The sequence below is a fragment of the Endobacterium cereale genome, from assembly GCF_009617585.1.
Lineage (GTDB): Bacteria > Pseudomonadota > Alphaproteobacteria > Rhizobiales > Rhizobiaceae > Neorhizobium > Neorhizobium cereale.
Genome location: NZ_WIXI01000022.1, coordinates 86,036 through 110,208 on the forward strand (window position 1 = coordinate 86,036; position 24,173 = coordinate 110,208).

Below are 24,173 nucleotides of genomic sequence, written 5' to 3' on the forward strand. Positions count from 1 at the left end.
GAAAGATAAATGGTCGCGTTGTCACCCACCGCCCTTGAGGCCTTCTTCGCCGAGGACGACAATTCCGCTGTCGTCATGTTGAACCTGATACGTTTCGAACCCGATGGCGGCCGGGAACGGTATCGACAATACCTCGACTTGGCCAAGCCATGCCTGGCACGGTTCGGCGCGAAAATTCTGTTCTCGGGCGATGGTTTACCGCTGCTGACGGCGGGTCAGGCAGAGCAATGGGATGCCGTCACGGTGGTTCAGTATCCGCACAGGTCCTCATTCAGGGATATGGTCGGTGATCCACAATACCAGATTGCCTTCAAAGTCGGGGAAGCAGCCATCGCCGACATCGTGCTTCAGCCTCTCAAGCATTTCGGCGGTTTGACGTGAGACGATCTCGCCGGATCGCCTTTGGCGAGAGAACAAAGACCGACCAGCAACTGTGCGGGTCGGCTCGTTTTTTTGGATGTCTTCTGAATAAAACCGTGTCTCATGACACTAGCGGCCATGTGCCCAAAGTCTAGATGCCGGTGCTGGCCGTGTTCTTCAGCACGCGCACGCCGTTCACCTTGTAGCTGCCATCGTCCATCAGCCGCATCTCGTAAATCGCCGTCCAGTCCTTGCCGCCGGGGCCTGTGATCATCACTTCCTGCAGTACCATCTCACCGCCGCCGACCAGTTTGGAGCGGCCGAAGGCATAGTTGCCGGCGTGAAAGATCGCGTCGTAGTTTTTCTGCACCATCTCGAAGAAACGCTTTTCATCCGGGAAAAGCCCACGAATGCCGGGGGAGGCGAAGGAATAGGCCCTTCCCGCATCCTGTGCCTTCATGGCGGCGATCTGCTCGCTGATAATGGACTGGGCATCTGCGACCGGATCCTCGGCGTGGGCCGGCACAACCGATGAGAAGAGCGCGTAAACTGCAACGATCAGGCTGGGGACGTGCATCGGCGTTCTCCATGGCGATTGAATAAGGCTAGCGCTATTTCAGAAAAATTGAAGATGCCGAACTGAAGATTCTCAGTCGAAATTTCACCATTGTCCGCCTTTTGCGTATGGCAGCCCTGCCCAACGCTGTCTTGCCGCGTTCATCTTGTGGTGCGAAGAGGAGCCGCAAAACTGATTCCCCGGAATGATGACATGACCACGCTTGCGCCGCCCGCGCTGATCTTTTTCTGCAATTCGATCCTGTTCGTTTCGCTGTTTACCCGGCTTCCCTCCATTCAGGCAGGGCTTGGGGTCGACAAGGCGGTGCTGGGCTTGTCACTTCTTGGCGCTCCGATTGGAACGCTGGTGGCTCTATCTGTAGCCGGGCGGATTACCGAACGGATGACGCCTCGCATCACCGCACCTCTGATGCTGACGACATGCGCCATCATCATGCCGCTGATCACCATCGCGCCAATAGTGCCGTTCTTCCTGCTTTTCATTTTATACGGCTTCTTTCGCACCATCATGGATGTTGCCGCCAACATGATCGCTACCGGCACCGAAAAACGCACCGGCGTGAAGGTTCTGTCGCGCAGCCATGGTTTCTGGTCGGTCGGATTGCTGCTCGGCTCGCTGGCATCCGGCTTCGTGGCGGCGAGGGGCGTGTCGCCGTTCTACCATCAGGCCACCGCTTCGGCTCTGGTGATGATCGCCTGCCTCGTCATCCTGCGCATCACACCAAAGGACGATACCGCAACCGAAATAATACCTGCTACGAAACGATCGACGATTTTCGTCCTGCCCGATCGCACCATTCTGCTGATCTGCGTCATGGTTTTCGGCATATGCATCACCGAAGGCGCCATTTATGATTGGGGCATCTTCTTCCTGCAGGAACACGTCGGTGCAAACGCCGCCACAGCGGGCATCATCTACGCCTGTTTCACACTCGGCATGGGCCTGATGCGGATGTGCGGCGATTCGTTACGGCAGCGTTACGGCACGATGACCTTGGTGCGCGGTTCAGCTCTGATGGTGATCCTCGGCCTGATCGGCATGCTGGTGACGCCTGGCCTTATCCTCACCGGCGTCGCGTTTTTCGTGATCGGTTGCGGTATCGCGCTGGGTTATCCGCTGGCGGTCGCCACCACGATCGAACGCGGCAAGGGCAAGCCGGCCGACAACCTCGCTGCGCTGTCCTTGACGCTGATGCTGTCAACGATCGGCGTGCCGCCGGTGCTCGGTTTCGTTGCCGAAACATTCGGTCTGCTGGCGAGCTTTGCCGTGCTTTTGCCGTTCGCAGCACTAAGCTTTTTCATGGCGCCAGTCTCGCAGGGACAACGGCCAGGCTTTCGGCCTGGCTGGCGCCGATCAGCGCGATAGCACGCGCGATCCAACGGTCGATCTGACCGCCGGGGCAGGGCGGCCGACATAATAGCCCTGCGCGAAATCGATATTCATGTCACGCAGGCATTGCAGTTGCTCTTCACTCTCGACCCCTTCGACGAGGATATTGGGGCCGCGATGTCGTACCAGATCAACGATGTCGCCGAGCATGAGACGGCCACGCTCAGTGTCGATATCATGCAGGAACGAGCGGTCGATCTTGACGGTGTCGAAATCGATCAGCCGCAGCCATGACAGGCCGGCAAAACCGGTACCGAAATCATCGAGCCAGATGCGGATACCAAGCATCTTCAGGTCGCTGATGCAGCGCAGGACGTCCGAATGGATCTCCATATCGAGACCTTCAGTGATCTCGAATGCCAGCCGGTTGCCGGAAATGCCGGTCTCGCCCAGAACTGCGGCGATACTTGCGGCAAAGCCGGGCGTGCGCAGCTGGATCGGCGAGACATTGACGCTGACGACATCAGCCTGATTTGTGGCAAGCATTTCGCGGCAGACTGTGCGGATAGCCCATTTTCCGAGTTCGAGGATGATACCGGTTCGTTCCGCTATCGGAATGAAAAGGGTGGGCGAGATATTGTCACCGTCCAGCGTCTTCAGCCGCATCAGCGCTTCGGCGGCATCCTGACTGCCGGTCTTGAGATCCACCAGAGGCTGATAGACCATAGAGACAAGATTCTGGGTCACGGCAATCTTCAGCAATGCAGCGATATTCTCGCTTTCGTCGCTGGTATGCGGATCGTTCGGATCGAACACACGGGCGCAATTGCGGCCATGTGCCTTTGCGCTGTAAAGCGCGCGATCGGCTTCGTGGATGATCTTTTCCAGCTTGGCGCCGATATGATCGCGTGTAAAGGCGGCGCCGACACTGACGGTGACGATGGCCGTGCCATCACGACGCTCTATATGCGGCGCGCCAAGCGCTTCGACGGTAAAGCGGATCTTTTCGGCGAGCGCTGCCACATCGGCACGGCTGTCCACGCGAGCGAGCACGATGAATTCCTCACCACCGTAGCGGCCAATCGAGCCGCCTTGTGGTTCGACCGCCTCACGAATGGTGTTGGCGACCGTGATCAGGCAATGGTCGCCCTGAATATGGCCGTAGCCATCATTGTACTTCTTGAAGAAATCGACATCGACCAGAATGGCGGCAAAACCGCGGCCTTCGCCTTGCCATGCGTTCCAGTAAGTGCGGAGTCGCTGGTCGACGGCGCGGCGGTTGTCGAGGCCTGTCAGGTAATCGGTATTCGACATCCGCAGGAGCGCGGCGCCTCGCTCCGTCGCTTCCGTCTGGCGCAGTTTGGCTTCATGCGCATTCAGGAAGACGTGGTAACGCTCCACGTTCAGCTTCCAGTTCACATAGGAGGTGAACACGAAGCAGGACAGATAGAACGTTGTGAATCCGAACGCATAAGCGCTGTCGGGCGGGAAGAAAAACAGAAGCGATGCCAGAAACGCGAATAATATCGCGCCCGATGAGGCAATAGACAGCATGAACGGGAAGTTGAAGAACAGATTGGCGCCCATCATGAAGATCGCACCAAAAATCATGTAATAGGACAGGCTTTCCGCGTGGGTCGTGTGCAGCGCCGGCACAAGCCAGCCGACATAGGCGACGACCAGTGCAACGGCACTTGTGCGATCAAGCCAACGCGCCTTCACCTTCAACGCCACCAACAACTCGAGCGCTGCTAGTGCCAGAAATGACACGATCAAACGTGCCCCTGCCGCCTGAATTGCGACATCGGGAATCATCAGAAAATCGGTAGCGGAATAGGCTAGATAGGACAGAACAGCGATCCACAGACCCTTGCGGGTTGCCGTCGCGCGCCCCTGCTCGTCGGCTTCGCGATAAAGCCCACGAAGCTCCGACGACGTCGGTCGCTCAAGCGACTTCTGAAGGTCTGTCTCGATCGCATCGGCAAATGTGTGCTTCATGCACTGTCCTATTCTTCTCGGCCCGTTTCGGGATATTCGAACTCCCTAACAGAACCATCGGCAAGCCGGCAGATCGGGTTCCGCCATCAAGCTTACATCCCGTAAATTTACGGGTAAGGCACTTAACTTTTCTTGAATCTTCAACGGTCAACCCGACGGATGTGCCATGCATGGAATTTGATAGTTAATCATTAATGCAAGTCTATGGTGCGTTTTTAGATGTATCGTGTTTGATTGGAGCCGTTAATAATTCATTCACGTTAGCAGTGGGGTAATGTCACGTGAACCAGATCAAGTTGCAATTCGACGGCCATAGTCTCATCACGCCGAAACAGATCGCCGATGAAATCTCGGTCGAAAAGGCGGACAATTTCGACAGCCAGCTCGCCTCGGGGAAGGGCGAGGTGGCGCTTCTGCTGGAGCTTGCTCGCCAGCAGTTCGACAGAAACGACAATCCGACTGCCATTATCGACAGGATCACGCTGTCGCTGCACGATTTGCGTGGGCGGCTGCATCAGAGCGTCTGGCTGGAACTGGTACCGCTGATTCAAAACCATCCGGTGACCGCCTATTTCCTTGAAGATCCGGTGACGCGCTGGTCCTGGGACAAGCCGCGCGGTTATTCCGGCGATGCGAGCCTGCTCGACCTGATCTATCGCCATGAATGCGTTTCGGACATGATTGCCGCGGCTTCCGAACGCGGCAAGGCGCTGTTCGAATATACCAGCACCGCGCCGTCCTCCCAGGCCAACTGGGACCGTCGCGACATTCTTGCGCGCTTCGTCGATGAGGTGGCGGCAGAGAAGGGACCGGAAACGGAAGTGCTCAGCATTGCCGCCGGCCATCTGCGCGAAGTGGAATGCTCCGAAGCTGCCAAGAGCGGTGGCCTGAAGCGTTACGTTGCGCTCGATCAAGACCCCGTCAGCATCGGCACGATCACTCGCGATTACGCGAAAATGGGCGTGGAAGCGATCGACGGGTCGGTTCGCCAGATCCTGGCCAAGCGTATCGAACCGGGACAGTTCGATCTCGTTTATGCATCCGGTCTTTACGATTATCTGGTCGACAAGGTGGCTATCAAGCTCACCCAGCGTGCGCTCGACATGCTGAAGCCGGGCGGCACGTTCCTGTTCGCCAACTATTCCTACCCGATCGTGGTGGACGGTTATATCGAGACCTTCATGAACTGGCAGCTGTTGCTGCGCTCGGAAGCCGACATGTGGAACATCATCAATGCCTGCAAGGATGATGGCCACGACTACGAAACCAGCGTTTTCTTCGGCAAGAACCGCAATATCGTCTACGGCGTCATGAAGCGCAAAGACTGACGTCTTTGGCGGGCAGGGGAACCTGCCCGTCACGCCTCCAGCCGCCGCACGCCCTGCTCACGTTGCGGCGGTCAGCCTTGCCTCGGTCAGATCGATGTCGCGCACGATCTTTCGTGCAGTTTCTTCCGGAATTTTTCGCGCCCGCACCAGTTTGAAAATCTGCTCTCGCTCGGCACGCGCCGCCGCAAGGCGCAGGACCCGTTCGATTTCCTCGAGCTTGCGCATCTGATTTCCCTCATCTTCCGTATTCGAGCGTCCGTCGATACGCTGGCGGTAAAGCTCCATCAGGCGGGCGCCGACATCTGAATAAAGATCGGCATCACTGCGGCCTTCACCCATGCGGTGCTGGGTGGCCTCGATTGCCTTGATGGCGGCCTCTGCCGCGGCGATGCGTGCCTCGTCCTCCTCGCGCTGATGCGACGGCTCCGGCGGTAGTTCAAGGTCCTTCAGGAGGAAGGGCAGTCCGACGCTTGCAACGATTAGCGAAACGATGATGACGCCGGCGGCGAGGAAAATCACAAGATCGCGTGCAGGGAAGGGTGAGCCATCGTCCACCACCAGCGGGAGTGTCAAAATACCTGCAAGCGTGATGGCGCCACGCACACCGGCCAGCGATGTCGCCGCCACCAGCCGCCAGCTGGGTTTCTGGATCACCTGTCCCTTGCGCGCTGCCCGAAACAGGGTGAAGCGCAGCGATACCCACACCCAGACGAGGCGCAGAACAGCGAGCGCGACGTTGATCGCAATGACATAGAAGACCAGCCAGATCGGATCGAGATGGCCGGTTTCGCTGACCACCTTGGCTGCACCCGAAATGATGCCCGGCAGCTGTTCGCCGAGCAGCACGAAGATGATTCCGTTCATGGTGAACTGAACCGTGTCCCAGACAGCGGTCCGGCGCACCCGCGTAACGGCAAGAGCCTTGCCGCGGGCTTCCTCGTAGCTCATGGCGATGCCAGCCGCGACGGCGGCCAAAATGCCGGAACAATGCAGATGTTCGGCCGCCAGATAGGCACCGAACGGGATGAGGATGCTGATGAGTATCTGTGAGCCGGTTTCCTCACCGAGTTTTCGAGACACAAGATCCTTGAACCGCGTCACCGCCAAGGTGACGGCAAGGCCGATCGCAATGCCGCCGAGCGCGACATAGATGAAGGTCAGAACCGCATCACCAGCCGAAAACGTGCCGCTGACAGCCGCCGCCACGGCAAAACGCATGCAGACGAGGCCTGACGCATCGTTGAGAAGCGATTCGCCTTCGAGAATATGCATCAGACGCTTTGGGATCGGCACGCGGGCGGAAATGGCCGAGACGGCGATCGGATCTGTCGGCGACAGGATGGCGGCCAGCGCGAAAGCGACGGGCAGGGGGATGGCGGGCACCAGCCAATGCACGAAAAAACCGATCCCGAGCACCGTGAACACCACCAGACCCAGCGCCAGTTCCAGAATGGTGCCGCGGTCGTGAAACAGACCTTCCTTGGGAATGCGCCAACCATCGAGAAACAGGAGCGGTGGGAGAAACAGCAGGAAGAACAGGGTCGGATCAAGCGTGACGGCCGAACCGGTGCCGATGGCGATCAGCGCACCAAGAGCGATCTGCACCAGCGGCAGCGGAATGGCGACGGGAGACAGTCGCGCCAGCATCCCGCTTACGACAACCGCCAGCAGCAGAAACAGCGAGATCGTCACGCCATCCATCTGAAAACCTTTCAAAAATATGGGAACCGCCAGGCGGCGAGATCGTCAAACACCGCAACGAATAGGAAAACGAGCACGTGCCACTTTCTGGAGCGGCCGCGGAATGACGCTTATGATCCTTCGACCGCCTTTGATCAACCGCACGGCGGAAAAGTATTGAAAAACGTCAATTCGCCGGAGAAATGGGCGTCTGTCATCAGCATGCAAATGGAGTAGGGTGCTCGTACCTGCTCTCCCGTAACCAGGTGCCATAAAAAACGGGCACCTGTGAGTGCCCGTCTTTGTGCTTCATCTACGGTATAAACCGCGCGATTCCTGTTTGCGCCCAGTCGTGGCAATCAGACCGACTGGCTCAGTGCGTCGACGGCCAGAATGGCGTCCGCCACTTCCTGCGCGGTGAAATCCGACCGTAGATTGCGCAGCGTATCCGCCTCGCTGTTGGCGAGTTCGCCAACCTTGATCAGATCTTCGCGGCTGACGCCTTCCAGATGCAGTTCCTTCAGCGTCGTCGGCATGTCGATCATGCGATAGAAGTCGATATATCCGGCAATCTCGTCATCCGGGCGCTGTTCCAGAACCATATGGGCGAGGGTGCCGTAGGCGACCTTCTCACCATGGGTCAGGTTATGGATTTCACCGTGAAGCGCAGTAAAACCATTATGGATGGCGTGCGCACCGGCAAGGCCGCCATTCTCGAAACCGAGACCGGATAGCAACGTGGAGGCTTCTACGACGGCTTCGACAGCCGGCGTGACGAGTTTCTGCTGCACGGCCTTGTAGGCGCTGAAGCCATAGGTGAGCAGCGTCTTTTCGCAGGCCTCTGCAATGGCCATGCCGGCGATCGAAGACGCGCCGCCAACCATGGTCTTGGCATTCGAGCGCTGTACGGCAAGCGCCTCGACGTAAGTTGCAAGACCATCGGCGATACCGGAAGCGAAGAGACGCGCAGGTGCCTGTGCGCAGATCCAGGTATCGACGAGGACGAGATCCGGGTTCTTCGAATAGAAGCGATATTCCTCGAATACACCTTCATCGGAATAGATGACGGAAAGCGCGCTGCAGGGCGCATCGGTAGACGCAATTGTGGGGACGATGACGACCGGCTGCTTCAGTTCGTCCGCGACAGCCTTGACCGTGTCGAGCGTCTTGCCGCCGCCGAGACCGACCACGACCTTGGAACCGGCTTTGCGCGCAGCATCGGCAAGCCGCTTGATCTCGTTGACCGAAGCTTCGCCTGCAAATCCTTCACGCGTATATTGGGTCTTTCCGGTAACGGCAGCCTCGACCTGTTTGCCGATGAGGCCCCAGACGATGTCGTCGGACACGAGGAAGGCATTGTCACCAAACTCCGCCAGATAGGTCCCGAGTTCCGCAATCACGCCGCTGCCCTGAACATAACGACCGGGTGATGCAAAAATACGTTTCGTCATCTGTCTCTTCCAATCCTGCTTATCGATAAAACAACAAACGACATATCGACCCGTCGCGATGTCAGCTCAATGACATAGCGCAAATTTGGTAGGACAGATGGGAGGCCACGAGGCGAGGCTGGGAAAGGCGTTGTTCAGCGGCACATAAATATTCGATAATCTATCTTATGGAACTTATGGATTACTGTATATGCTCAGATACTTGCATTGCAGAACTTATTTATCGTCTCAGACCTTATCCGACGATATCCAGCTCGATCTCGAAACTCAGCCCATCATGCGCCGGCACCACATTGTCCGGCGTCGCGCTCATCACCGCGTCGTAATCCAGCGGCGTGTGCATGTGCGTGAGAATGGCGCGCCGTGGTGTCAGGCGCTCGATCCATTCAAGTGCCTGCCCGAGTGACAGATGACTCGGATGCGGCTTGTATTGCAGCGCGTCGATGATCAGCATGTCGAGACCAGAGAGCTTGTCGACGCTTTCAGCCGGGAAATCGCTGACATCGCTGCAATAAGCCACGTCGCCGATGCGAAAGCCCAGCGAATGGATATCACCGTGCACCTGTCGATGCGGCATGAAGGATATCGGGCCGCCGGCGCCATCGATGACGATCTCGCCATATGGCGGTTCTATCATCCGCGCCACGGCAATCGGCGGATAGCTGCTGCCAGACGGCGTCTCAAGGCAATAACCAAAACCTTCGCGAATGCGCTCCAAAGTCTCGATATCGACATGGATCGGCACGCGGTGATGCCGAACGAGAAAGTAACCGCGCAGGTCATCCAGCCCATGAAAATGGTCGGCATGGGCGTGCGTGTACAGCACAGCGTCGAGATTTTCGACCTTTGCAGCGATCATCTGGGCACGGAAATCCGGACCCGTATCGATGACGACTGTCGTCCTGCCGCCATCGGGGCCGATCTGCTCGACCAGCATGCTGGCGCGTGTGCGGCGGTTCTTCGGGTTGTCGGGATTGCAGGCGCCCCAGTCACCATTCAGGCGCGGCACGCCGGGCGATGACGAACAACCGAGAATGGTGAAGCGCCGCCTGTAATCCGCCACGCTCAGAGCCTCGGCATTTTGGAGAAACAGCGAAACGCATTTTCCGTGGTGATCTCGGCCATTTCGGCATAACTCAGGCCATGTACCTCAGCCAGAAACTCCGCCGTGTTGACCACGTAGGACGGCTCGTTGCGTTTGCCGCGCCAGCGCTTTGGCGCCAGAAACGGCGCGTCGGTCTCGACCAGCAGCCGATCGAGCGGCACGGTTTTGGCGATTTCGCGGATATCCTCCGACTTTGGAAAGGTCAGGATGCCGGAAAAAGACACGTAGCCGCCGAGTTCGACACCAACACGCGCAAGTTCGGCGCCGGAGGAGAAGCAGTGCAGAATGAAAGGGAAGGACCCCTTCCCGCTTTCCGCCTTCAGGACTTCCGCCATGTCCTCATCGGCGCTGCGGCTGTGGATGACCAGCGGCAGACCGGTTTGCCGGGCCGCCGCGATATGGCGCAGAAGCCCGGTTTTCTGGTCCGCCGGCGTCTGGGTGTCGTAGAAATAATCGAGACCCGCTTCGCCGATCGCCACGATTTTTTCGTGCGAATTGGCCAGTCGCACGAGGTCGTCCGTCTGGATCTCCAGTTCCTCGCCGGCATTGTTGGGATGCGTGCCGACAGAGCAGAATACGGACGGATATTTTTCCGCGATCGCCAGCAGGGTTTCGAGCCGGCGGACGCGGGTTGAGATGGTGACCATCTGCTTGACGCCCGCAGCGTGAGCACGCGCGATGATATCGTCGCGCTCCGCTTCGAATTCGGCGAAATCCAGATGGCAATGGGTATCGATCAGCATGCTCTTCGCCTTACGCGCTGGCAGCCGGAGCGACATAACGCGGGAAGACCGGCGTCGGCGCTTCCAGCACCGTGCCCGGCACAAGACGGCCGGCCTCACCCAGAGCAGCAAAGTTGCGGCTGTCGGCCGGTGCAGCCACCAGGTCGAGCAGCTTTGTCGCCGATGCCGGCATGTACGGCTGCAGCAGGATGGCGATCTGGCGCACAACTTCGGCGGTTACGTAAAGGACGGTGCCCATGCGCTCGAGATCGGTCTTTTTCAGTGCCCAAGGCTCTTGTGCGGCGAAATAGCGGTCGGTCTCGGACACGACGGCGATGATGGCCGCCACGGCCTTATGGATCGCCTGCTTGCCCATTTCCTCGCGGCAGACGGCCAAAAGACCGTCGGCTGCGGTCAGCATCGCCTTGTCTTCCTCGGTCAATTCACCCGGCTGCGGGATCTGGCCATCGCAGTTCTTGACGATCATCGACAGCGAGCGGCTGGCAAGGTTGCCGATGCCGTTGGCGAGATCGGCATTGATACGGATACCGATGCCTTCCTCGCTGCAGTAACCGTCCTGACCGAAGGAGATTTCGCGCATCAGGTAATAGCGGATCTGGTCAAGGCCGAAATGTTCGATCAATTCGAACGGATCGAGCACGTTGCCGAGCGATTTCGACATTTTCTCGCCGCCCTTGGCCAGGACGAAACCATGCGCGAACACGCGCTTGGGCAGTGGCAGGCCGGCAGACATCAGGAAGGCTGGCCAGTAAACCGTGTGGAAGCGGATGATGTCCTTGCCGATGATATGCGCGTCAGCCGGCCAGAATTTTGCAAGCGGGGCGTTTCTGTCGGTCAGGAGGCCGGTGGCCGTCAGATAGTTGGTCAGGGCGTCGACCCAGACATACATGACGTGTTCCGGGTCGTTAGGAACCTTCACACCCCAGTCGAAGGTCGTACGCGAGATCGACAGATCGCGCAGGCCCGACTTGACGAAGGAAATGATCTCGTTGCGACGCTCAGCTGGGCCGATGAAGTCCGGCTGTTCCTCATAGAGTTTCAGCAGGCGGTCCTGATATTCCGACAGCTTGAAGAAGTAGCTGGACTCTTCCACCCATTCGACCGGCGTGCCCTGCGGCCCGTAACGCACGCCGTCGGCGCGCACTTCGGTTTCGTCTTCGCCGTAATAGGCTTCGTCGCGCACCGAATACCAGCCGGCATAGCTGTCCTTGTAGATGTCGCCCGCATCGGCCATGAGGTTCCAGATCGCCTGGCTCGCCTCGTGGTGGCGCGGCTCGGTGGTGCGGATGAAATCGTCGTTCGAGGCGTTGAGCAGCTTGCCCATCTGGCGGAATTCATTCGAATTGCGCTCTGCCAATTCTTCCGGCGAAATGCCCTCCTTGCGGGCCGTCTGCTGCATCTTCTGGCCGTGTTCGTCCGTACCGGTGAGGAAGAACACGTCGCGGCCGTCGAGGCGCTGGAAGCGTGCCATCGCATCGGTGGCGATCAGCTCATAGGCGTGGCCGATATGCGGCTTGCCGTTCGGGTAGGAAATGGCGGTGGTGATGTAATACGGCGTCTTATCGGACATGGCGGCGGCACTCTGCAAATGATCAGATTTGACTGCCGCTCTTAAAGCAAGTTTCCGCAATGCGAAACAGCTACTTTGCCGACGCCCGCCTGTCGGTCAGCCGCGCACTTCTTCGAGGATGGTAATAATCGTCTGCTTACGGTCGAGATTATAGGCCTGACTGATGCCGATGCGCTCGCCGATTTCGCTCGACAGTTTTGCCGCACGGTCAGCTCCTACAAGGTCACCCGCAAGTGCGGCGCTGCGTGCCCGATCAACAAGACTTTCCATCAGGTGGTCGATGAAAAAGCCGAACAGCACATCGTTATCCTTGCCCGACAGGACATCGGCGAGGCGGTGCATGGCCTTTCTAGCCCCTGCCCCTTGTGCCTTCAGCACATCCTCGAAGGACTGGATGATATCGTGACCGCCGTAATTCATCAGTTTCAGCGCCTGCGCCACGCTGCCCTTGGCAAGCCCCGGAACTTCCTGGGCCATGCGCCCACCATCCAGCGGCGTGCCGAGTGCGGCAAGCGCCCGGCCGAGATTGTCGTCGGACAGCGGTTGCAGACGAAGCGGCAGGCAGCGTGAGCGAATGGTTGGCAGCAACTTTCCCGGCGCGTGCGACAGCACGAGAAACAATGCGCGCTTCGGCGGCTCCTCGAGGATCTTCAAGATGGCATTGGCGGCATTGCGGTTGAGATCGTCCGCCGGGTCGATGATGACGATGCGCCAGTTGCCGGAGCCGGATGTCTGCGAAAAGAAATGGCCGGCGCGGCGCACTTCATCGACAGTGATTGCCGATTTCACCTTGCCCGTCTTTTCGTCCACCGGTCGGGTCAGATGGAGAAGATTGTGCGAGGCACCGGCAATGATCTGGCGGCTGACAATGGAATCCGGATCAGGTATCGACAGGCGCTCAGGCGCATCACCCGGCTCGGGATGGCTCAGCACATGGTTGGCGAAACGGAATGCGAGCGTCGCCTTGCCGATACCTTCAGGGCCTTCGATCAGAATGGCATGGTGACCTTTACCCGAACGGTAACCGCGCGCCAGAAAATCCTCCGCGTCGGCGTGGCCGAACAGATTCGTGTTGCGCTGGGGCGCTATCGCGCCATCGAGAACACCGACACCTTCCCCGCTCATGACAGGGCTCCGCTCATGAATAGGCGTCCTCTCATGACACCGGCTCCGCTGCGGGTGCATGCGCTGCCAGCGCTTCATCTGCGATATCGGCGATATCGGCGGCGATGTCATGCTCCGGTCGATCGGCATCGATGACGCGGCAACGCACAGGTTCGCTTTCAGCGATTTCCAGATAGGCCTCGCGACGCTTTTCGTGGGTATCCTGCTGCTCGCGTTCGAAACGATCCGGTTCGGCGGTCTTGTCGATCGCACCCCGCCGACGCCCGGCGCGCGCCAAACCGATCTCGGCCGGCAGATCGAGAAGGATAGTGAGGTCGGGCATGACGCCATCGACGGCGGCCTGCTCCAGCGCCGCCATGAAGGCCGGCTCCAGATTGCCGGTAACACCCTGATAGACCCGCGACGAATCAATAAACCGGTCGCAGAGAACGGCAGCGCCGCGTTTCAGCGCCGGACGGATCACTTCCTCGACATGGTCGTTGCGCGCGGCCGCAAACAGGATGGCCTCCATGCGCACCCCAAAATCTTCGGCGGCACCTGAGAGGATGACATGGCGCACGGCCTCCGCACCCGCAGAACCACCGGGTTCACGCGTCACCACCACTTCGAGCCCAGAGCCGCGCAGATGATCGGCCAGCCGGCGAATCTGGGTGGATTTTCCACTCCCCTCACCGCCTTCGAAACTGATGAAAATTCCGGCTGATCCTGCCACTCTGCGATCGCTCTGTTGCGGCTCGATGAAGCCTCGTCTTACCTTGCACCACCTGGTGCTTCGCGCCGTCTTACCTCAACTATCGACCGCGTGGAACCGTAACGACGGCAATCAACAGGCGTAAAACACACCTAGAGCCAGAAGAACATCATCTCCATCAGCGCATCGCTTGCCTGCGAGACCAGCGAGCCGGTGCCGACCGCGCCGGCCGTGTAGAGAGGAACGTCCCGCAGCAGCCGCTCGCCGGAATAGATTTTCAGAGTGCCGACATCCTGACCTTCGACAACGGGCGCGCGCAACGGCCAGCGATAGACGATACGGGCAGACAGCCGTTCGGGATTGTTCGTCGGCACATAAAGCTCGACCGGGCCCTTGGCCACCAGATCGACGCGACCCTGGTCGCCACCATAAACGCTTGCCTGACCGACCGGCTCACCATCCGTGAAAACAACCTTGTTTTCGAAGGAGGTCAGCCCCCATTCGAGCACGCGTTTGGCCTCTTCCGCGCGTTCCTTGTCACTGGAAAGACCGCCCATGGCGAGAAACAGGCGCGTGCCGTTGCGCTCGACAGAGACGACGATAGCAAAGCCTGAGCCCTCGGCAAAACCGGCACCCAAACCATCGACTCCGATATTCAGGCCGAGCAACGGATTTTTGTTACGCTGAAAGATCTTGTTCCAGGTGAAGTCCGGCTGGGCATAAAGGCCGTAATATTCAGGATAGGCCGTCTGGATGTGGCGTGCGAGCTCCACCATGTCGCGCGCGGTCGTCCGGCTTTCGGCGTCCGGCATGCCGGTGGAATTGCCGAAAAGGCTGCGGCTGAGGCCGAGATCCTTGGCACGATCCGTCAATCGGGATGCGAAAAGCGCATCGGAGCCGGCCATGCCCTCGGCCAGAATCATGCAGGCATCGTTGGCATTCTGGATGACGACGCCCTTGATGAGGTCCTCGACGCGGATTTCCGACTTTAGCGCTGCAAACATGGTCGCTGTGCCCGAAGGTGCGCCGCCCTTGCGCCAGGAATTTTCGGAAACGCGGTAGGTCGTATCCGGTGTTATCTCGCCCTTCTTCAGGGCATCGAAAACCAGATCCATGGTCATCAGCTTGGCCAGCGATGCCGGCGGGAAGGCCTGGTTTTCGTTATCGGCAAGCAGAACTGTGCCAGACTTCGCCTCGACCATATAGACTTGGCGAGCCTTGGTCGCAAAAATCGGTGCAGCGTCACCGGGTCCGGCAGCATGGGCAGACGATGCGCCCACGCAAAAGGTCAAAAGCGCCAACATGGCGAGACGCGACAGCATGCTCGTTCCCCGGAAATGCACCATCGGATGATATGCCGAATTGCTAACAAGGCGGCGGAGCCTGCGCAATCTGGGACGACCATCAACTGTTCGTTTTCGACATGGGTTTTGTCGGTGAGGGCGGCACATTTGCACCACCCTGCCCTTTCGCGCCGACAATCAGCGTCGTGCCGGCCTGGACGTTGCCACGCCGCCAAAGGAGCGCGCCTGCGCCTCAAGCGTGTGCTCTGTGTACTGTTGCTGCGGCGCCGGCGCATAATATGCCGGAGCGGCCTGGGCGGTCATCGAACCTGGACGAGCGGCCGGCACAGGCCCAACGAAAGGCAGATTGGCGAATTCCTCGCTTGCGGCAAAGGCTGCGCCCTGTAGCGACGAAGCGGCCTGCGCCTGAACAGCGGCCACAGCAGAGTTAGCTCTGGACGAAGGGCCACTCGGCGTGCGCCCCGCCAGCGCCATCGGGCTCGGCGTCGGCAAAGCCGAACCGTAGCTCTGCAACTGGTCGCCGAAGCGCTCGTTGGACGCGACCATAACGCCGCTTGCGATCTGGCCGTCCGGGCGGATGCCCGGAATGCGATCGCCCTTGCGAACATAGGATGCCATCAGGAACGGCATGTCGTGGCCGTCCATGCGGGCACGGCCGACATATTGCACATTCACATTGCCGGTGCCGGTGCGCTTCATGTCGAGCATGTCGGCAGCCTGACTGGACACGTCGATAATGCGGCCGGGATGATAAGGACCACGGTCGTTGACGCGAACGATGACGGAAGAACCGGTATCGACATTGGTCACGCGCGCATAGCTCGGCAGCGGGAAAGTCGGATGCGCGGCCGAAAGATGGCTGGAGTCGTAAACTTCACCATTGGCTGTCAGGCGACCATGGAAAGCCGAGCCGTACCACGAAGCAAGACCGTTCTTGTTGTAGTTCGGATCTTCTTTCGGAACGTAGGTCTTGCCCTTAACCTCATATGGCTTGCCGACCATGAAGCGGCCGCCCCCCTTGGGAACGGACTTTCCATCGGCAACCACACGCGGGCTTGCTTTGACGCCGTATTCCTTTTCGGAAAAATATTCCTTGCTGCGCTGCTTCTTCGGCTCCGGCTTGGAGGTCGCGCAAGAAGCAACACTCGCGCATACCATGACGATACCGAGCCATCTCGCGCCGAGAATAAGCCTGCTATATTCTGAATTCAATTTTCTAGTCCCGCCGCTTCAGGGCCGCCTCCAATCCCGTTTGGAGACAGTCCCCATGCCGTTCCGCGCGCCGCGCGCGGTCCCGCCTGTTGATCGCCCATTGTTTTTTGCCTGCAAGATGGCAAAATTGCGAATGAATTCTGTGGACTAGATAAAATACCAAACAACATGGTTAAGCATTGGTTTACGCGGTCCGCCGCCGACATATTGCGCCGTACCGGCACATGTGTTCCGGCCTGACGCAAACAAGACACATCCATGCGGCTTTTCTCGACGGGTCATGGACAAATTCTGCTGCTGAACTACTTGCTGAGAAGTAGGGAGACGAAACAGTTTAGGAGGAACTGACCCATGAATAAAAACGTCGTCGTAGGCTTGGTCGTTGTCGTCATCATCGCGCTTGCCGTCTGGCTCTTCATGCCGGCCTCGAACGCTCCGACCACCACACCTGCCACCCCGCCGGCCTCAAGCGAAGCGACCCCACCGTCATCGCCCGCCCCGGCCTCACCGGCACCGGCGACGCCGGCTCCTGCAACACCAGCGCCCGCCGCGCCGGCTCCGGCAAATTAAGCGGCGCAGCAGGTTTGATAGAGACGCAAACGCCGCCGTCAGGATATCCTGTCGGCGGCTTTATTTTTCGTTCAGCGCAATACGCCGGTGGCCAGAGCGCGCTGGATACCCCGGACATCGGCACCTTTCTTGAGTGTTCTTGCGATCGGCTCGCTGCTGCCGGACACCCAAATCTTCAGCTCCGAATCGAGGTCGAACGTGCCGGCTGTCTCAACCGAAAACCGCGTGACGGCGCGGTATGGTATCGACATGTAATCGACCTTGGTGCCGGTCATGCCCTGAATGTCGACGAGAATGACGCGAAACTGGGTGAATACGAAAAAATCGCGGATGACACGGAAGGCAAGCTCCGGCGCCTCGCCTTCGATCAGTACGCCATTCAGGCGCTTGTTAAGATCCGCAGGATCCACAGCGGAACCATGGCCGAGAAGTCCGTCAAAAATGCCCACGATACCCTCCTGATTGTGTTTACACCGGAGAAATAGCCTCTCTTGCTGCCACGACAAGCAGACTGGCCTTCCGGTGCAGTTGACGATCCGCCCCGCGACACTGTAAAGCCGACGACAAGAATGAGCGGGTTTCATCCCTGCGAGCCGAACAGGCCTTTATTGCCTGTCATTCTTTGGAAGAGTGTCCGAGTGGTTTAAGGAACCGGTCTTGAAAACCGGCGTGCGGGAGACCGTACCGTGGGTTCGAATCCCACCTCTTCCGCCATTCCCGCCAGATCACACCATTGTTTCCCGACCGACTCGGCTTTCTGCTGCGCAAACGAAAACAGCCGACTCGAAAGCCGGCTGTTCTCAGAACCATCATCGTCCGATCAGTTGCAGACCCGGACGTTTTCGTAATGCCAGCCGCCATCATAGGCGTTCTGCACACGGCGATCCTCGAACCAGCAACGCGGCGGCGGCGGCTCCTCGATATAGCGCGGGCCATTGTTGTTGCCATTGGCAAGCGCGCCACCGATCAGGCCACCGATCACGCCGGCAGCAAGGCCGCCGGCAATAACCTTGCCGGTGTCGCGGTCGCGGTGATGACGACGTGGCGGCGGTGGGGGCGGGCCGCGGCGATCGTCCCAGCGCGCCGGGCCATCGCGCCACTGGGCGCTGGCCGGCGCGGTATGCGCAAGAATACTGCCGGCAGACACGGCCAAAATCATTGCGACGCGAATTGTCTTATTCATTGCACACGTCCTGTTTTCCTCGCGATTTCCAACCAGGAAATCCTGCGACATTTAGCTAAGATGCACATAATCCCATTAACGCACGCTGAACGACGCAAGGCTGGTCATGAGCACTCAGAGGCATCTTCGAAAGAAGCGCTATGCACCAATCATGGAGTAAAGACGGCAGGCCATCTTTCGTCATGCATTCAACGGTGGATAATTTTCTGATCGTGCAGCAGACACACGGCAACCCAAGACCATTTTGAATGGCTGCTTCTTGGCAGACATTTCCTGCCGCGTTGAGCACTCGGACCGTCTCGGTACCGCAGCAGATGATGCATAACACACCTGTGCATTGCTTTTGCACGCAATGCCTTCATTTCCGTAGCGGTTTGTTCTAGAGACAATCTCTCGAAGACGACCGCCGCGTGAAAGGCGGCGCACAATAATTCGCAAGGTGATGTAGTCCATGCTCGATTCCCTCAGAACAGCCTCCCGCTCCTGGGTTGCCAAAGCGCTTCTCGTGCTGCTCGGTGTATCATTCGGCATCTGGGGTGTTTCGGCCTCGATCATGGCGCCGGCCGGCGGGAACACGGTGATGACCGTCGGAGACCAGACGGTCAGCCCTCAGGAATATCGTCTCGCCATGCAGCGTCAGCTGTCGCAGCTCAGCCGCCAGTTCGGCACGCAGCTCACCGCCGAACAGGCGCGTGCCTTCGGTCTCGACCAGCAGGTCTTCAGCCAGCTCGCCGCCGGCGCAGCGCTGGACCAGCTTGCCGCCGACATGAGACTTGGCCTGTCGGACGATCGCCTCGCTCTTCTTGTTGCCGAGGATCCGGCCTTCAAGGATGGCAATGGCCAGTTCGACCGCCAGCTGTTCTCATCGCGCCTGCGTTCGGTCGGTTTCGACGAGAACGAATATATCATGGAACGCAAGAAGATCGCGGTGCGCAGCCAGATCGTCGATGCGGTGTCGGACGGCTTCACGCCGCCGGCGGTCATGACCGATGCGCTGCGTCAGTATGCAGACGAAACCCGCACGCTCGATTACCTGATCCTGTCCTACGCCAACATCCCGCCGGTCAAGGCTCCGACGGACGACGTTCTGGCCGCCTGGTTCGAGGGCGCCAAGGCGCGTTACCGCGCACCGGAATACCGTAAGATCACCTATGTGACGCTGCAGCCTTCCGACGTTGCCGATCCGTCCACGATCACCGACGAACAGGTTCAGGCCGATTATGAAAAACGCAAGGACACGTTCGGCACCCCGGAAACCCGCACGATCGAACAGCTGACCTTCCCGAGCAAGGAAATGGCCGATGCTGCGGCCGGCCAACTTACGTCGCGCGCTGTCACATTCGACCAGCTGGTGACGGATCAGGGCAAAACCCCTGCAGACGTTCTGCTTGGCGAATTCACCAAGGAACAGGTTCCTGACCCGAGGGTCGGCGCCGCCGCCTTTGCGCTGCCGGCAGACGGCGGCACCAGCCCCGCAATCCAGGGCACGTTCGGTGCCGTCATCCTGCGCGTTACCAATGTGAAGCCGGCCACCACCAAGACCTTCGACGAGGTCAAAGAAGAAATCCGCAACCAGCTGGCGCTTGCCGCTGCCTCGCGCGGCCTCGTGGAAAGCCATGACAAGTTCGACGATTTGCGCGGCACCGGCGCCACGCTGCAGGAAGCGGCCAACGAACTGAAGTTGAAGACAACCGCGATCACCATCGACCAGAGCGGTAATGACGAGGCAGGCAACCGCGTTGCGACGCTTCCTCAGTCGGACAATTTCCTCGCCGAGGCATTCCGCGCCGAAGTGGGTGCCGACAACCTGCCGGTCAATCTCGGCAATACCGGCTATGTCTGGTTCAACGTCGATGACGTGATCGACGAGCGTGAGCGCCCGCTGGCGGAGGTGCGCGAAAAAGCCGTGGCCGACTGGACCGGCGAGCAACAGAAGGCAGCGCTTGCCGCCAAGGCCGAGGAATACAAGAAACGCCTCGAAAGCGGCGAACAGCTTGCCACGATTGCCGGCGAGATCGGCATTACCGTTGAAAACAAGCAGGGACTTCGTCGCGCAAGCACCGACGCAGTGTTCGGCCAGGCCACCGTGCAGGCCGCTTTTGCAGGCCCAGTCGAATCGATCGCCAGCGCGCTGGCTGCCGATAGCGAAAGCCGCATCCTGATGAAGGTGACAACCGTTGACCATCAGCCGGCGGCCGGTGGCGGTGCCGACGACCAGCAGACCCAGCAGATCGCCCGTGCGGCGGGCGACGACATGCTCGACCAGATGGTGACCCGCCTGCAGCAGGATTTTGGCGTACAGATCAACCAGACCGCAGCCGAGCAGGCTCTGGCCACGATGCGCTGAACGCGGACCTCGAGGAGAAATCACATGCCGGTCCTGAAACCGTTCATCGCCAAGGTCGCCAACGGCGAGAGCCTCAGTCGACCGGAAGCACTGGAAGCCTTCACCATCCTGATGTCGGGCGAGGCAACGCCGTCGCAGATCGGCGGTTTTTTGATGGCGTTGCGCGTACGCGGCGAAACCGTCGATGAGATCGCAGGTGCCGTTTCCACCATGCGGGCCAAGATGGTGCCGGTTTCGGCCCCGTCCGATGCCGTCGACATCGTCGGCACGGGTGGCGATGGTATCGGCACCTACAACATCTCCACCCTCGCCTCGATCATCACGGCCGGCGCCGGCGTGACCGTTGCCAAGCACGGCAACCGTGCCCAAAGCTCCAAATCCGGCACGGCGGATGCGCTGAGCACGCTCGGAGTCAATCTGGAGATCGGGCCGGAACAGATCGGCCGCTGTATCGCTGAAGCCGGTATCGGCTTCATGTTCGCGCAGAAACATCACGCTGCCATGCGGCATGTAACTGCGAGCCGCGTCGAACTTGGCACACGCACGATCTTCAATCTGCTCGGGCCGCTTTCCAACCCGGCCGGCGCCAAACGTCAGTTGCTTGGCGTTTTTTCACCGCAATGGCTTCAGCCCCTCGCCGAAGTGCTGCGTGATCTCGGCTCCGAGCGTGTCTGGGTCGTTTATGGCGACGGCATGGACGAGATCACCACCACAGGCGCGACGCAGGTCGTGGCGCTGGAAGATGGCAATATCCGCAGCTTTGAGCTGACGCCGGAAGATTTTGGCGTGAAGCCTGCGGTTATCGACGACCTGAAAGGCGGCGACGGGGTCGTCAACGCAGCGGCCCTGCGCGACGTTCTCGCTGGTGCGCGCAATGCCTATCGCGACATCGCTCTCTGCAATGCCGCGGCGGCGCTCGTCATCGCCGGCAAGGCGGACAATGTCATGGACGGCATGACCATCGCCTCCGAATCACTCGATAGCGGCAAGGCAACAGCCGTGCTCGAGAGGCTGATCGCCGTTTCCAACGAGAATGCAGACAAGGAAGGAGCCGGCGCATGACCGACATCCTGCGCAAGATCGAAGCCTACAAGCGCGAGGAAATCGCCGCAGCCAAGGCTAAGACGTCGCTTGAAGACCTCAAGGCCATGACCAAGGGCGTGTCCGCGCCGCGCGGTTTTTACAGGTCTCTGGTCGCCAAGCGTGATGCCGGCGAATTCGGACTGATCGCCGAAATCAAGAAAGCCAGCCCCTCGAAAGGCTTGATACGGCCGGATTTCGATCCGCCGGCGCTGGCCAAAGCCTATGAGGCCGGTGGCGCTGCCTGCCTTTCCGTGCTGACCGATGGCCCAAGCTTTCAGGGCGCGCCGGAATTCTTGGCCGCCGCCCGCGACGCCTGCTCGCTGCCCGCGCTGCGCAAGGACTTTCTGTTCGAACCCTATCAGGTTCATGAAGCACGCGCCTGGGGCGGCGATTGCATTCTGATCATCATGGCATCGCTCTCCGATGACGAGGCGCGGCTGCTGGAAGACACGGCGTTTGAACTCGGCATGGATGTTCTGCTCGAGGTGCATGACGAGGCCGAGATGGAGCGGGCGCTGAAGCTCGCCTCGCCTATGATCGGCGTCAACAACCGCAATCTGCGCACGTTCGAAGTCAGTCTGGATGTCAGCGAGCGTCTGGCTTCGATGGTGTCCGATGACCGTCTTCTGGTCGGCGAAAGCGGTATCTTCACCCATGATGATTGCCTGCGTTTGCAGAATTCGCGCATCTCCACCTTCCTCGTCGGCGAAAGCCTGATGCGAAAAGACGACGTGACCGCTGCCACCCGCTTGCTCCTGAAAGGTGGCGCCCTCACCGCGGCAGCGCAGTGATGAGCGACAGCAAGCCCACTCTCACCCATATCGGCGCCTCCGGCGAGGCGCATATGGTGGATGTCGGCGACAAGGCCGAAACAACCCGCATCGCGACCGCTGAAGGTTTCGTGCGCATGCTGCCGGAAACACTGGCGCTGATCCGCGAAGGCAATGCCAAGAAGGGTGACGTGATCGGCACGGCGCGGCTGGCCGGCATCATGGCCGCGAAGAAGACCTCCGACCTCATTCCGCTTTGCCATCCGCTTATGCTGACCAAGGTTTCGGTGGAGATCGAGGAGGATGGCGCCCTGCCCGGCCTTCGGGTCGTGGCCACCGCAAAATTGTCCGGCAAGACCGGGGTCGAGATGGAAGCGCTGACAGCCGTTTCCGTCGCCTGCCTGACGATCTACGATATGGCCAAGGCAGCGGACAAGGGCATGGAAATCGGCGGCATTCAGCTTCTGACCAAAAGCGGCGGCAAATCCGGCAACTGGCGGCGTGAATCATGAACAAGCCAAGTCTGCTTCCCGTCGAGGATGCCAAGGCGCGGCTTGCGGCGCTGACCAGGCCGGTTACCCAGATCGAGATGGTGCCGCTGATTGAGGCTGCCGGACGTGTTCTCGGGCGTCCTGTCGCAGCGCATCTGACCCAGCCGCCCTTCAATGCATCTGCCATGGATGGGTACGCAATCCGCGCGACCGACACGCCGGAGATAGGCAGCGAATTGACGGTGATCGGCACCGCCTCCGCTGGACACGCCTTCGACGGCGAAATCGGTCCCGGCGAGGCCGTGCGCATTTTCACCGGCGCGCCGGTACCGGAAGGCGCGGACACGATCCTCATTCAGGAAGATGCGGAAAAGCTCGACGGCAACCGTATCCGCACGACATTCGCCGTTACCCCCGGCCGCCATATCCGCCCCCGTGGTCAGGATTTTGCGCAGGGTGAAGCCGTGTTGTCGGCCGGGATGCAGCTCGATTTTTCAACGCTGACGCTTGCGGCGGCCACCAACAATGCCAAGCTGCCGGTCTATCGAAAACCCGTCATTGCCATCCTCGCGACCGGCGATGAACTGGTTCAGCCCGGCTCCGTGCTCGGCCCCGCACAGATTGTAGCCTCTAACACGTTTGGCGTGGCGGCACTCGCGCGCGACAATGGTGCCGAAGTCCTCGATCTCGGCATTGTTCCGGATGACAAGGCGCAGATCGAAAAGGCTATCTCCATGGCGCGTCTGGCTGGCGCCGATGTGCTGGTGACGATCGGCGGCGCTTCCGTTGGCGATCATGACCTTGTGCAGGGCGTATTGAAATCCGTCGGCATGGAGCTTGATTTCTGGCGCATCGCCATGCGTCCCGGCAAACCGCTGATGGTTGGTTCGCTGGGCGACATGCAGGTGCTTGGCCTGCCCGGTAATCCGGTCGCCAGCCTTGTCTGCAGCCTGCTGTTTCTCGAGCCGACCTTGCGAAAGCTGGCGCATCTTCCCGAACGGAAGCGCGAGGCCGAGGCGTTGACCTCCCGCACCTTGGCTGGCAACGACCTGCGGCAGGATTTTCTGCGGGCAAAACTGTCGCGTAACGATGACGGCAAGCTTGTCGCCGATGCCTATGGCAAGCAGGACTCTTCGATGATGAAAATCCTCGCCCAATCTGATTGCCTCGTCATCCGCCCGCCGCATGCACCGGAACTGCCCGAAGGCAGCCCCTGCCCGGTCATTCTTCTGCGGCCCTGAGAATCACCGTGAGCC

General features: G+C 59.7%; 23 protein-coding genes and 1 tRNA gene. 10 read left to right on the forward strand and 14 right to left on the reverse strand.

Features of this window, described 5'->3' with window-relative positions; translation table 11 throughout:
* Positions 1–9 precede the first annotated feature (9 nt).
* Positions 10–381 (forward strand): DUF1330 domain-containing protein, encoded by a 372-nt coding sequence (locus tag GAO09_RS00655; RefSeq protein WP_153352150.1) that lies wholly within the window; start codon positions 10–12, stop codon positions 379–381.
* Positions 382–511: 130 nt separating this feature from the next.
* Here the strand turns inward: GAO09_RS00655 and GAO09_RS00660 are convergent, their stop codons facing one another.
* Positions 512–937 carry a DUF4864 domain-containing protein gene (locus GAO09_RS00660; protein ID WP_153352151.1) on the reverse strand — a complete coding sequence of 142 codons (426 nt, stop codon included), beginning with the start codon at positions 935–937 and terminating at the stop codon, positions 512–514.
* Between the two features lie 192 nt (positions 938–1,129).
* On the opposite strand from GAO09_RS00660, the gene GAO09_RS00665 reads away from it, so the two are divergent.
* On the forward strand, positions 1,130–2,302 hold the full coding sequence (locus GAO09_RS00665; RefSeq protein WP_153352152.1) for an MFS transporter: 1,173 nt from the start codon (positions 1,130–1,132) through the stop codon (positions 2,300–2,302).
* On the opposite strand, the gene GAO09_RS00670 is transcribed toward GAO09_RS00665, so the two are convergent.
* Positions 2,291–4,264 carry a putative bifunctional diguanylate cyclase/phosphodiesterase gene (locus GAO09_RS00670; protein ID WP_153352153.1) on the reverse strand — a complete coding sequence of 658 codons (1,974 nt, stop codon included), beginning with the start codon at positions 4,262–4,264 and terminating at the stop codon, positions 2,291–2,293. The two genes, GAO09_RS00665 and GAO09_RS00670, sit on opposite strands and share 12 nt — an antisense overlap.
* 281 nt (positions 4,265–4,545) lie before the next feature.
* Here GAO09_RS00670 and GAO09_RS00675 point away from each other — a divergent pair, with 281 nt between their 5' ends.
* On the forward strand, positions 4,546–5,592 hold the full coding sequence (locus GAO09_RS00675) for a class I SAM-dependent methyltransferase (RefSeq protein WP_338015035.1): 1,047 nt from the start codon (positions 4,546–4,548) through the stop codon (positions 5,590–5,592).
* Positions 5,593–5,649: 57 nt separating this feature from the next.
* Here the strand turns inward: GAO09_RS00675 and GAO09_RS00680 are convergent, their stop codons facing one another.
* The 9 genes from GAO09_RS00680 to GAO09_RS00720 all read right to left on the reverse strand — a co-directional run bounded on the left by GAO09_RS00680 (position 5,650) and on the right by GAO09_RS00720 (position 16,419).
* Complete coding sequence (locus tag GAO09_RS00680; RefSeq protein ID WP_153352154.1) at positions 5,650–7,293, reverse strand: Na+/H+ antiporter; 1,644 nt, start codon at positions 7,291–7,293, stop codon at positions 5,650–5,652.
* 338 nt (positions 7,294–7,631) lie between these two features.
* Positions 7,632–8,723: a glycerol dehydrogenase gene (locus GAO09_RS00685; protein ID WP_153352155.1), complete on the reverse strand. Its 1,092-nt coding sequence runs from the start codon at positions 8,721–8,723 to the stop codon at positions 7,632–7,634.
* A 235-nt stretch (positions 8,724–8,958) separates the two neighbouring features.
* A complete protein-coding gene (locus GAO09_RS00690) occupies positions 8,959–9,786 on the reverse strand; it encodes an MBL fold metallo-hydrolase (RefSeq protein ID WP_324184727.1) in 828 nt (275 codons plus the stop codon).
* A 2-nt stretch (positions 9,787–9,788) separates the two neighbouring features.
* Positions 9,789–10,571, reverse strand: coding sequence for a TatD family hydrolase (locus GAO09_RS00695; protein WP_153352157.1), 783 nt, complete (start codon positions 10,569–10,571; stop codon positions 9,789–9,791).
* 10 nt (positions 10,572–10,581) lie between these two features.
* Entirely contained in the window at positions 10,582–12,141 is a 1,560-nt protein-coding gene (gene metG / locus GAO09_RS00700; protein ID WP_153352158.1) for a methionine--tRNA ligase, read from the reverse strand.
* A gap of 96 nt (positions 12,142–12,237) precedes the next feature.
* Positions 12,238–13,266 carry a DNA polymerase III subunit delta' gene (locus GAO09_RS00705; RefSeq protein ID WP_153352159.1) on the reverse strand — a complete coding sequence of 343 codons (1,029 nt, stop codon included), beginning with the start codon at positions 13,264–13,266 and terminating at the stop codon, positions 12,238–12,240.
* A 31-nt stretch (positions 13,267–13,297) separates the two neighbouring features.
* Complete coding sequence (gene tmk, locus GAO09_RS00710) at positions 13,298–13,978, reverse strand: dTMP kinase (RefSeq protein WP_324184728.1); 681 nt, start codon at positions 13,976–13,978, stop codon at positions 13,298–13,300.
* A gap of 131 nt (positions 13,979–14,109) precedes the next feature.
* Entirely contained in the window at positions 14,110–15,279 is a 1,170-nt protein-coding gene (locus GAO09_RS00715) for a D-alanyl-D-alanine carboxypeptidase family protein (protein WP_209018560.1), read from the reverse strand.
* Between the two features lie 159 nt (positions 15,280–15,438).
* On the reverse strand, positions 15,439–16,419 hold the full coding sequence (locus GAO09_RS00720) for a septal ring lytic transglycosylase RlpA family protein (RefSeq protein ID WP_153352670.1): 981 nt from the start codon (positions 16,417–16,419) through the stop codon (positions 15,439–15,441).
* Between the two features lie 405 nt (positions 16,420–16,824).
* On the opposite strand from GAO09_RS00720, the gene GAO09_RS00725 reads away from it, so the two are divergent.
* Positions 16,825–17,043, forward strand: coding sequence for a dynamin (locus tag GAO09_RS00725; protein WP_153352160.1), 219 nt, complete (start codon positions 16,825–16,827; stop codon positions 17,041–17,043).
* A 71-nt stretch (positions 17,044–17,114) separates the two neighbouring features.
* Here GAO09_RS00725 and GAO09_RS00730 read toward each other — a convergent pair whose 3' ends face one another.
* On the reverse strand, positions 17,115–17,492 hold the full coding sequence (locus tag GAO09_RS00730) for a PH domain-containing protein (protein ID WP_324184729.1): 378 nt from the start codon (positions 17,490–17,492) through the stop codon (positions 17,115–17,117).
* 175 nt (positions 17,493–17,667) lie between these two features.
* Here GAO09_RS00730 and GAO09_RS00735 point away from each other — a divergent pair.
* Positions 17,668–17,757: transfer RNA gene (locus GAO09_RS00735), tRNA-Ser, on the forward strand.
* A 106-nt stretch (positions 17,758–17,863) separates the two neighbouring features.
* Here GAO09_RS00735 and GAO09_RS00740 read toward each other — a convergent pair.
* Positions 17,864–18,226, reverse strand: a complete 363-nt coding sequence (locus tag GAO09_RS00740) for a hypothetical protein (protein WP_153352162.1) — start codon at positions 18,224–18,226, stop codon at positions 17,864–17,866.
* A 180-nt stretch (positions 18,227–18,406) separates the two neighbouring features.
* Positions 18,407–18,679, reverse strand: coding sequence for a hypothetical protein (locus GAO09_RS00745; protein ID WP_153352163.1), 273 nt, complete (start codon positions 18,677–18,679; stop codon positions 18,407–18,409).
* Between GAO09_RS00745 and GAO09_RS00750 the strand changes: the two genes are divergently transcribed.
* Genes GAO09_RS00750 through GAO09_RS00770 form a run of 5 tightly spaced genes read left to right on the forward strand, consistent with a single transcriptional unit; the run spans position 18,678 to position 24,158 of the window.
* Positions 18,678–20,573 carry a peptidylprolyl isomerase gene (locus GAO09_RS00750; protein ID WP_153352164.1) on the forward strand — a complete coding sequence of 632 codons (1,896 nt, stop codon included), beginning with the start codon at positions 18,678–18,680 and terminating at the stop codon, positions 20,571–20,573. The two genes, GAO09_RS00745 and GAO09_RS00750, sit on opposite strands and share 2 nt — an antisense overlap.
* A gap of 24 nt (positions 20,574–20,597) precedes the next feature.
* Positions 20,598–21,635, forward strand: a complete 1,038-nt coding sequence (gene trpD, locus GAO09_RS00755; protein ID WP_153352165.1) for an anthranilate phosphoribosyltransferase — start codon at positions 20,598–20,600, stop codon at positions 21,633–21,635.
* A complete protein-coding gene (gene trpC, locus GAO09_RS00760) occupies positions 21,632–22,447 on the forward strand; it encodes an indole-3-glycerol phosphate synthase TrpC (protein WP_153352166.1) in 816 nt (271 codons plus the stop codon). Before trpD ends, trpC begins: the two co-directional genes overlap by 4 nt.
* Positions 22,447–22,938 (forward strand): cyclic pyranopterin monophosphate synthase MoaC, encoded by a 492-nt coding sequence (gene moaC, locus GAO09_RS00765; RefSeq protein WP_153352167.1) that lies wholly within the window; start codon positions 22,447–22,449, stop codon positions 22,936–22,938. The genes trpC and moaC overlap by 1 nt, the downstream gene beginning before the upstream one ends.
* Positions 22,935–24,158 (forward strand): molybdopterin molybdotransferase MoeA, encoded by a 1,224-nt coding sequence (locus GAO09_RS00770; RefSeq protein WP_153352168.1) that lies wholly within the window; start codon positions 22,935–22,937, stop codon positions 24,156–24,158. Before moaC ends, GAO09_RS00770 begins: the two co-directional genes overlap by 4 nt.
* Positions 24,159–24,173 lie beyond the last annotated feature (15 nt).

Bases quoted from the DNA above. Each gene is read 5' to 3' on its own strand.
- GAO09_RS00655 (WP_153352150.1), top strand. From the start codon at position 10: ATGGTCGCGTTGTCACCCACCGCCCTTGAGGCCTTCTTCGCCGAGGAC.
- GAO09_RS00660 (WP_153352151.1), bottom strand. From the start codon at position 937: ATGCACGTCCCCAGCCTGATCGTTGCAGTTTACGCGCTCTTCTCATCG.
- GAO09_RS00665 (WP_153352152.1), top strand. From the start codon at position 1,130: ATGACCACGCTTGCGCCGCCCGCGCTGATCTTTTTCTGCAATTCGATC.
- GAO09_RS00670 (WP_153352153.1), bottom strand. From the start codon at position 4,264: ATGAAGCACACATTTGCCGATGCGATCGAGACAGACCTTCAGAAGTCG.
- GAO09_RS00680 (WP_153352154.1), bottom strand. From the start codon at position 7,293: ATGGATGGCGTGACGATCTCGCTGTTTCTGCTGCTGGCGGTTGTCGTA.
- GAO09_RS00685 (WP_153352155.1), bottom strand. From the start codon at position 8,723: ATGACGAAACGTATTTTTGCATCACCCGGTCGTTATGTTCAGGGCAGC.
- GAO09_RS00695 (WP_153352157.1), bottom strand. From the start codon at position 10,571: ATGCTGATCGATACCCATTGCCATCTGGATTTCGCCGAATTCGAAGCG.
- metG (WP_153352158.1), bottom strand. From the start codon at position 12,141: ATGTCCGATAAGACGCCGTATTACATCACCACCGCCATTTCCTACCCG.
- GAO09_RS00705 (WP_153352159.1), bottom strand. From the start codon at position 13,266: ATGAGCGGGGAAGGTGTCGGTGTTCTCGATGGCGCGATAGCGCCCCAG.
- GAO09_RS00715 (WP_209018560.1), bottom strand. From the start codon at position 15,279: ATGCTGTCGCGTCTCGCCATGTTGGCGCTTTTGACCTTTTGCGTGGGC.
- GAO09_RS00720 (WP_153352670.1), bottom strand. From the start codon at position 16,419: ATGGTATGCGCGAGTGTTGCTTCTTGCGCGACCTCCAAGCCGGAGCCG.
- GAO09_RS00725 (WP_153352160.1), top strand. From the start codon at position 16,825: ATGAATAAAAACGTCGTCGTAGGCTTGGTCGTTGTCGTCATCATCGCG.
- GAO09_RS00740 (WP_153352162.1), bottom strand. From the start codon at position 18,226: ATGAATAAGACAATTCGCGTCGCAATGATTTTGGCCGTGTCTGCCGGC.
- GAO09_RS00750 (WP_153352164.1), top strand. From the start codon at position 18,678: ATGCTCGATTCCCTCAGAACAGCCTCCCGCTCCTGGGTTGCCAAAGCG.
- GAO09_RS00745 (WP_153352163.1), bottom strand. From the start codon at position 18,679: ATGGACTACATCACCTTGCGAATTATTGTGCGCCGCCTTTCACGCGGC.
- trpD (WP_153352165.1), top strand. From the start codon at position 20,598: ATGCCGGTCCTGAAACCGTTCATCGCCAAGGTCGCCAACGGCGAGAGC.
- trpC (WP_153352166.1), top strand. From the start codon at position 21,632: ATGACCGACATCCTGCGCAAGATCGAAGCCTACAAGCGCGAGGAAATC.
- moaC (WP_153352167.1), top strand. From the start codon at position 22,447: ATGAGCGACAGCAAGCCCACTCTCACCCATATCGGCGCCTCCGGCGAG.
- GAO09_RS00770 (WP_153352168.1), top strand. From the start codon at position 22,935: ATGAACAAGCCAAGTCTGCTTCCCGTCGAGGATGCCAAGGCGCGGCTT.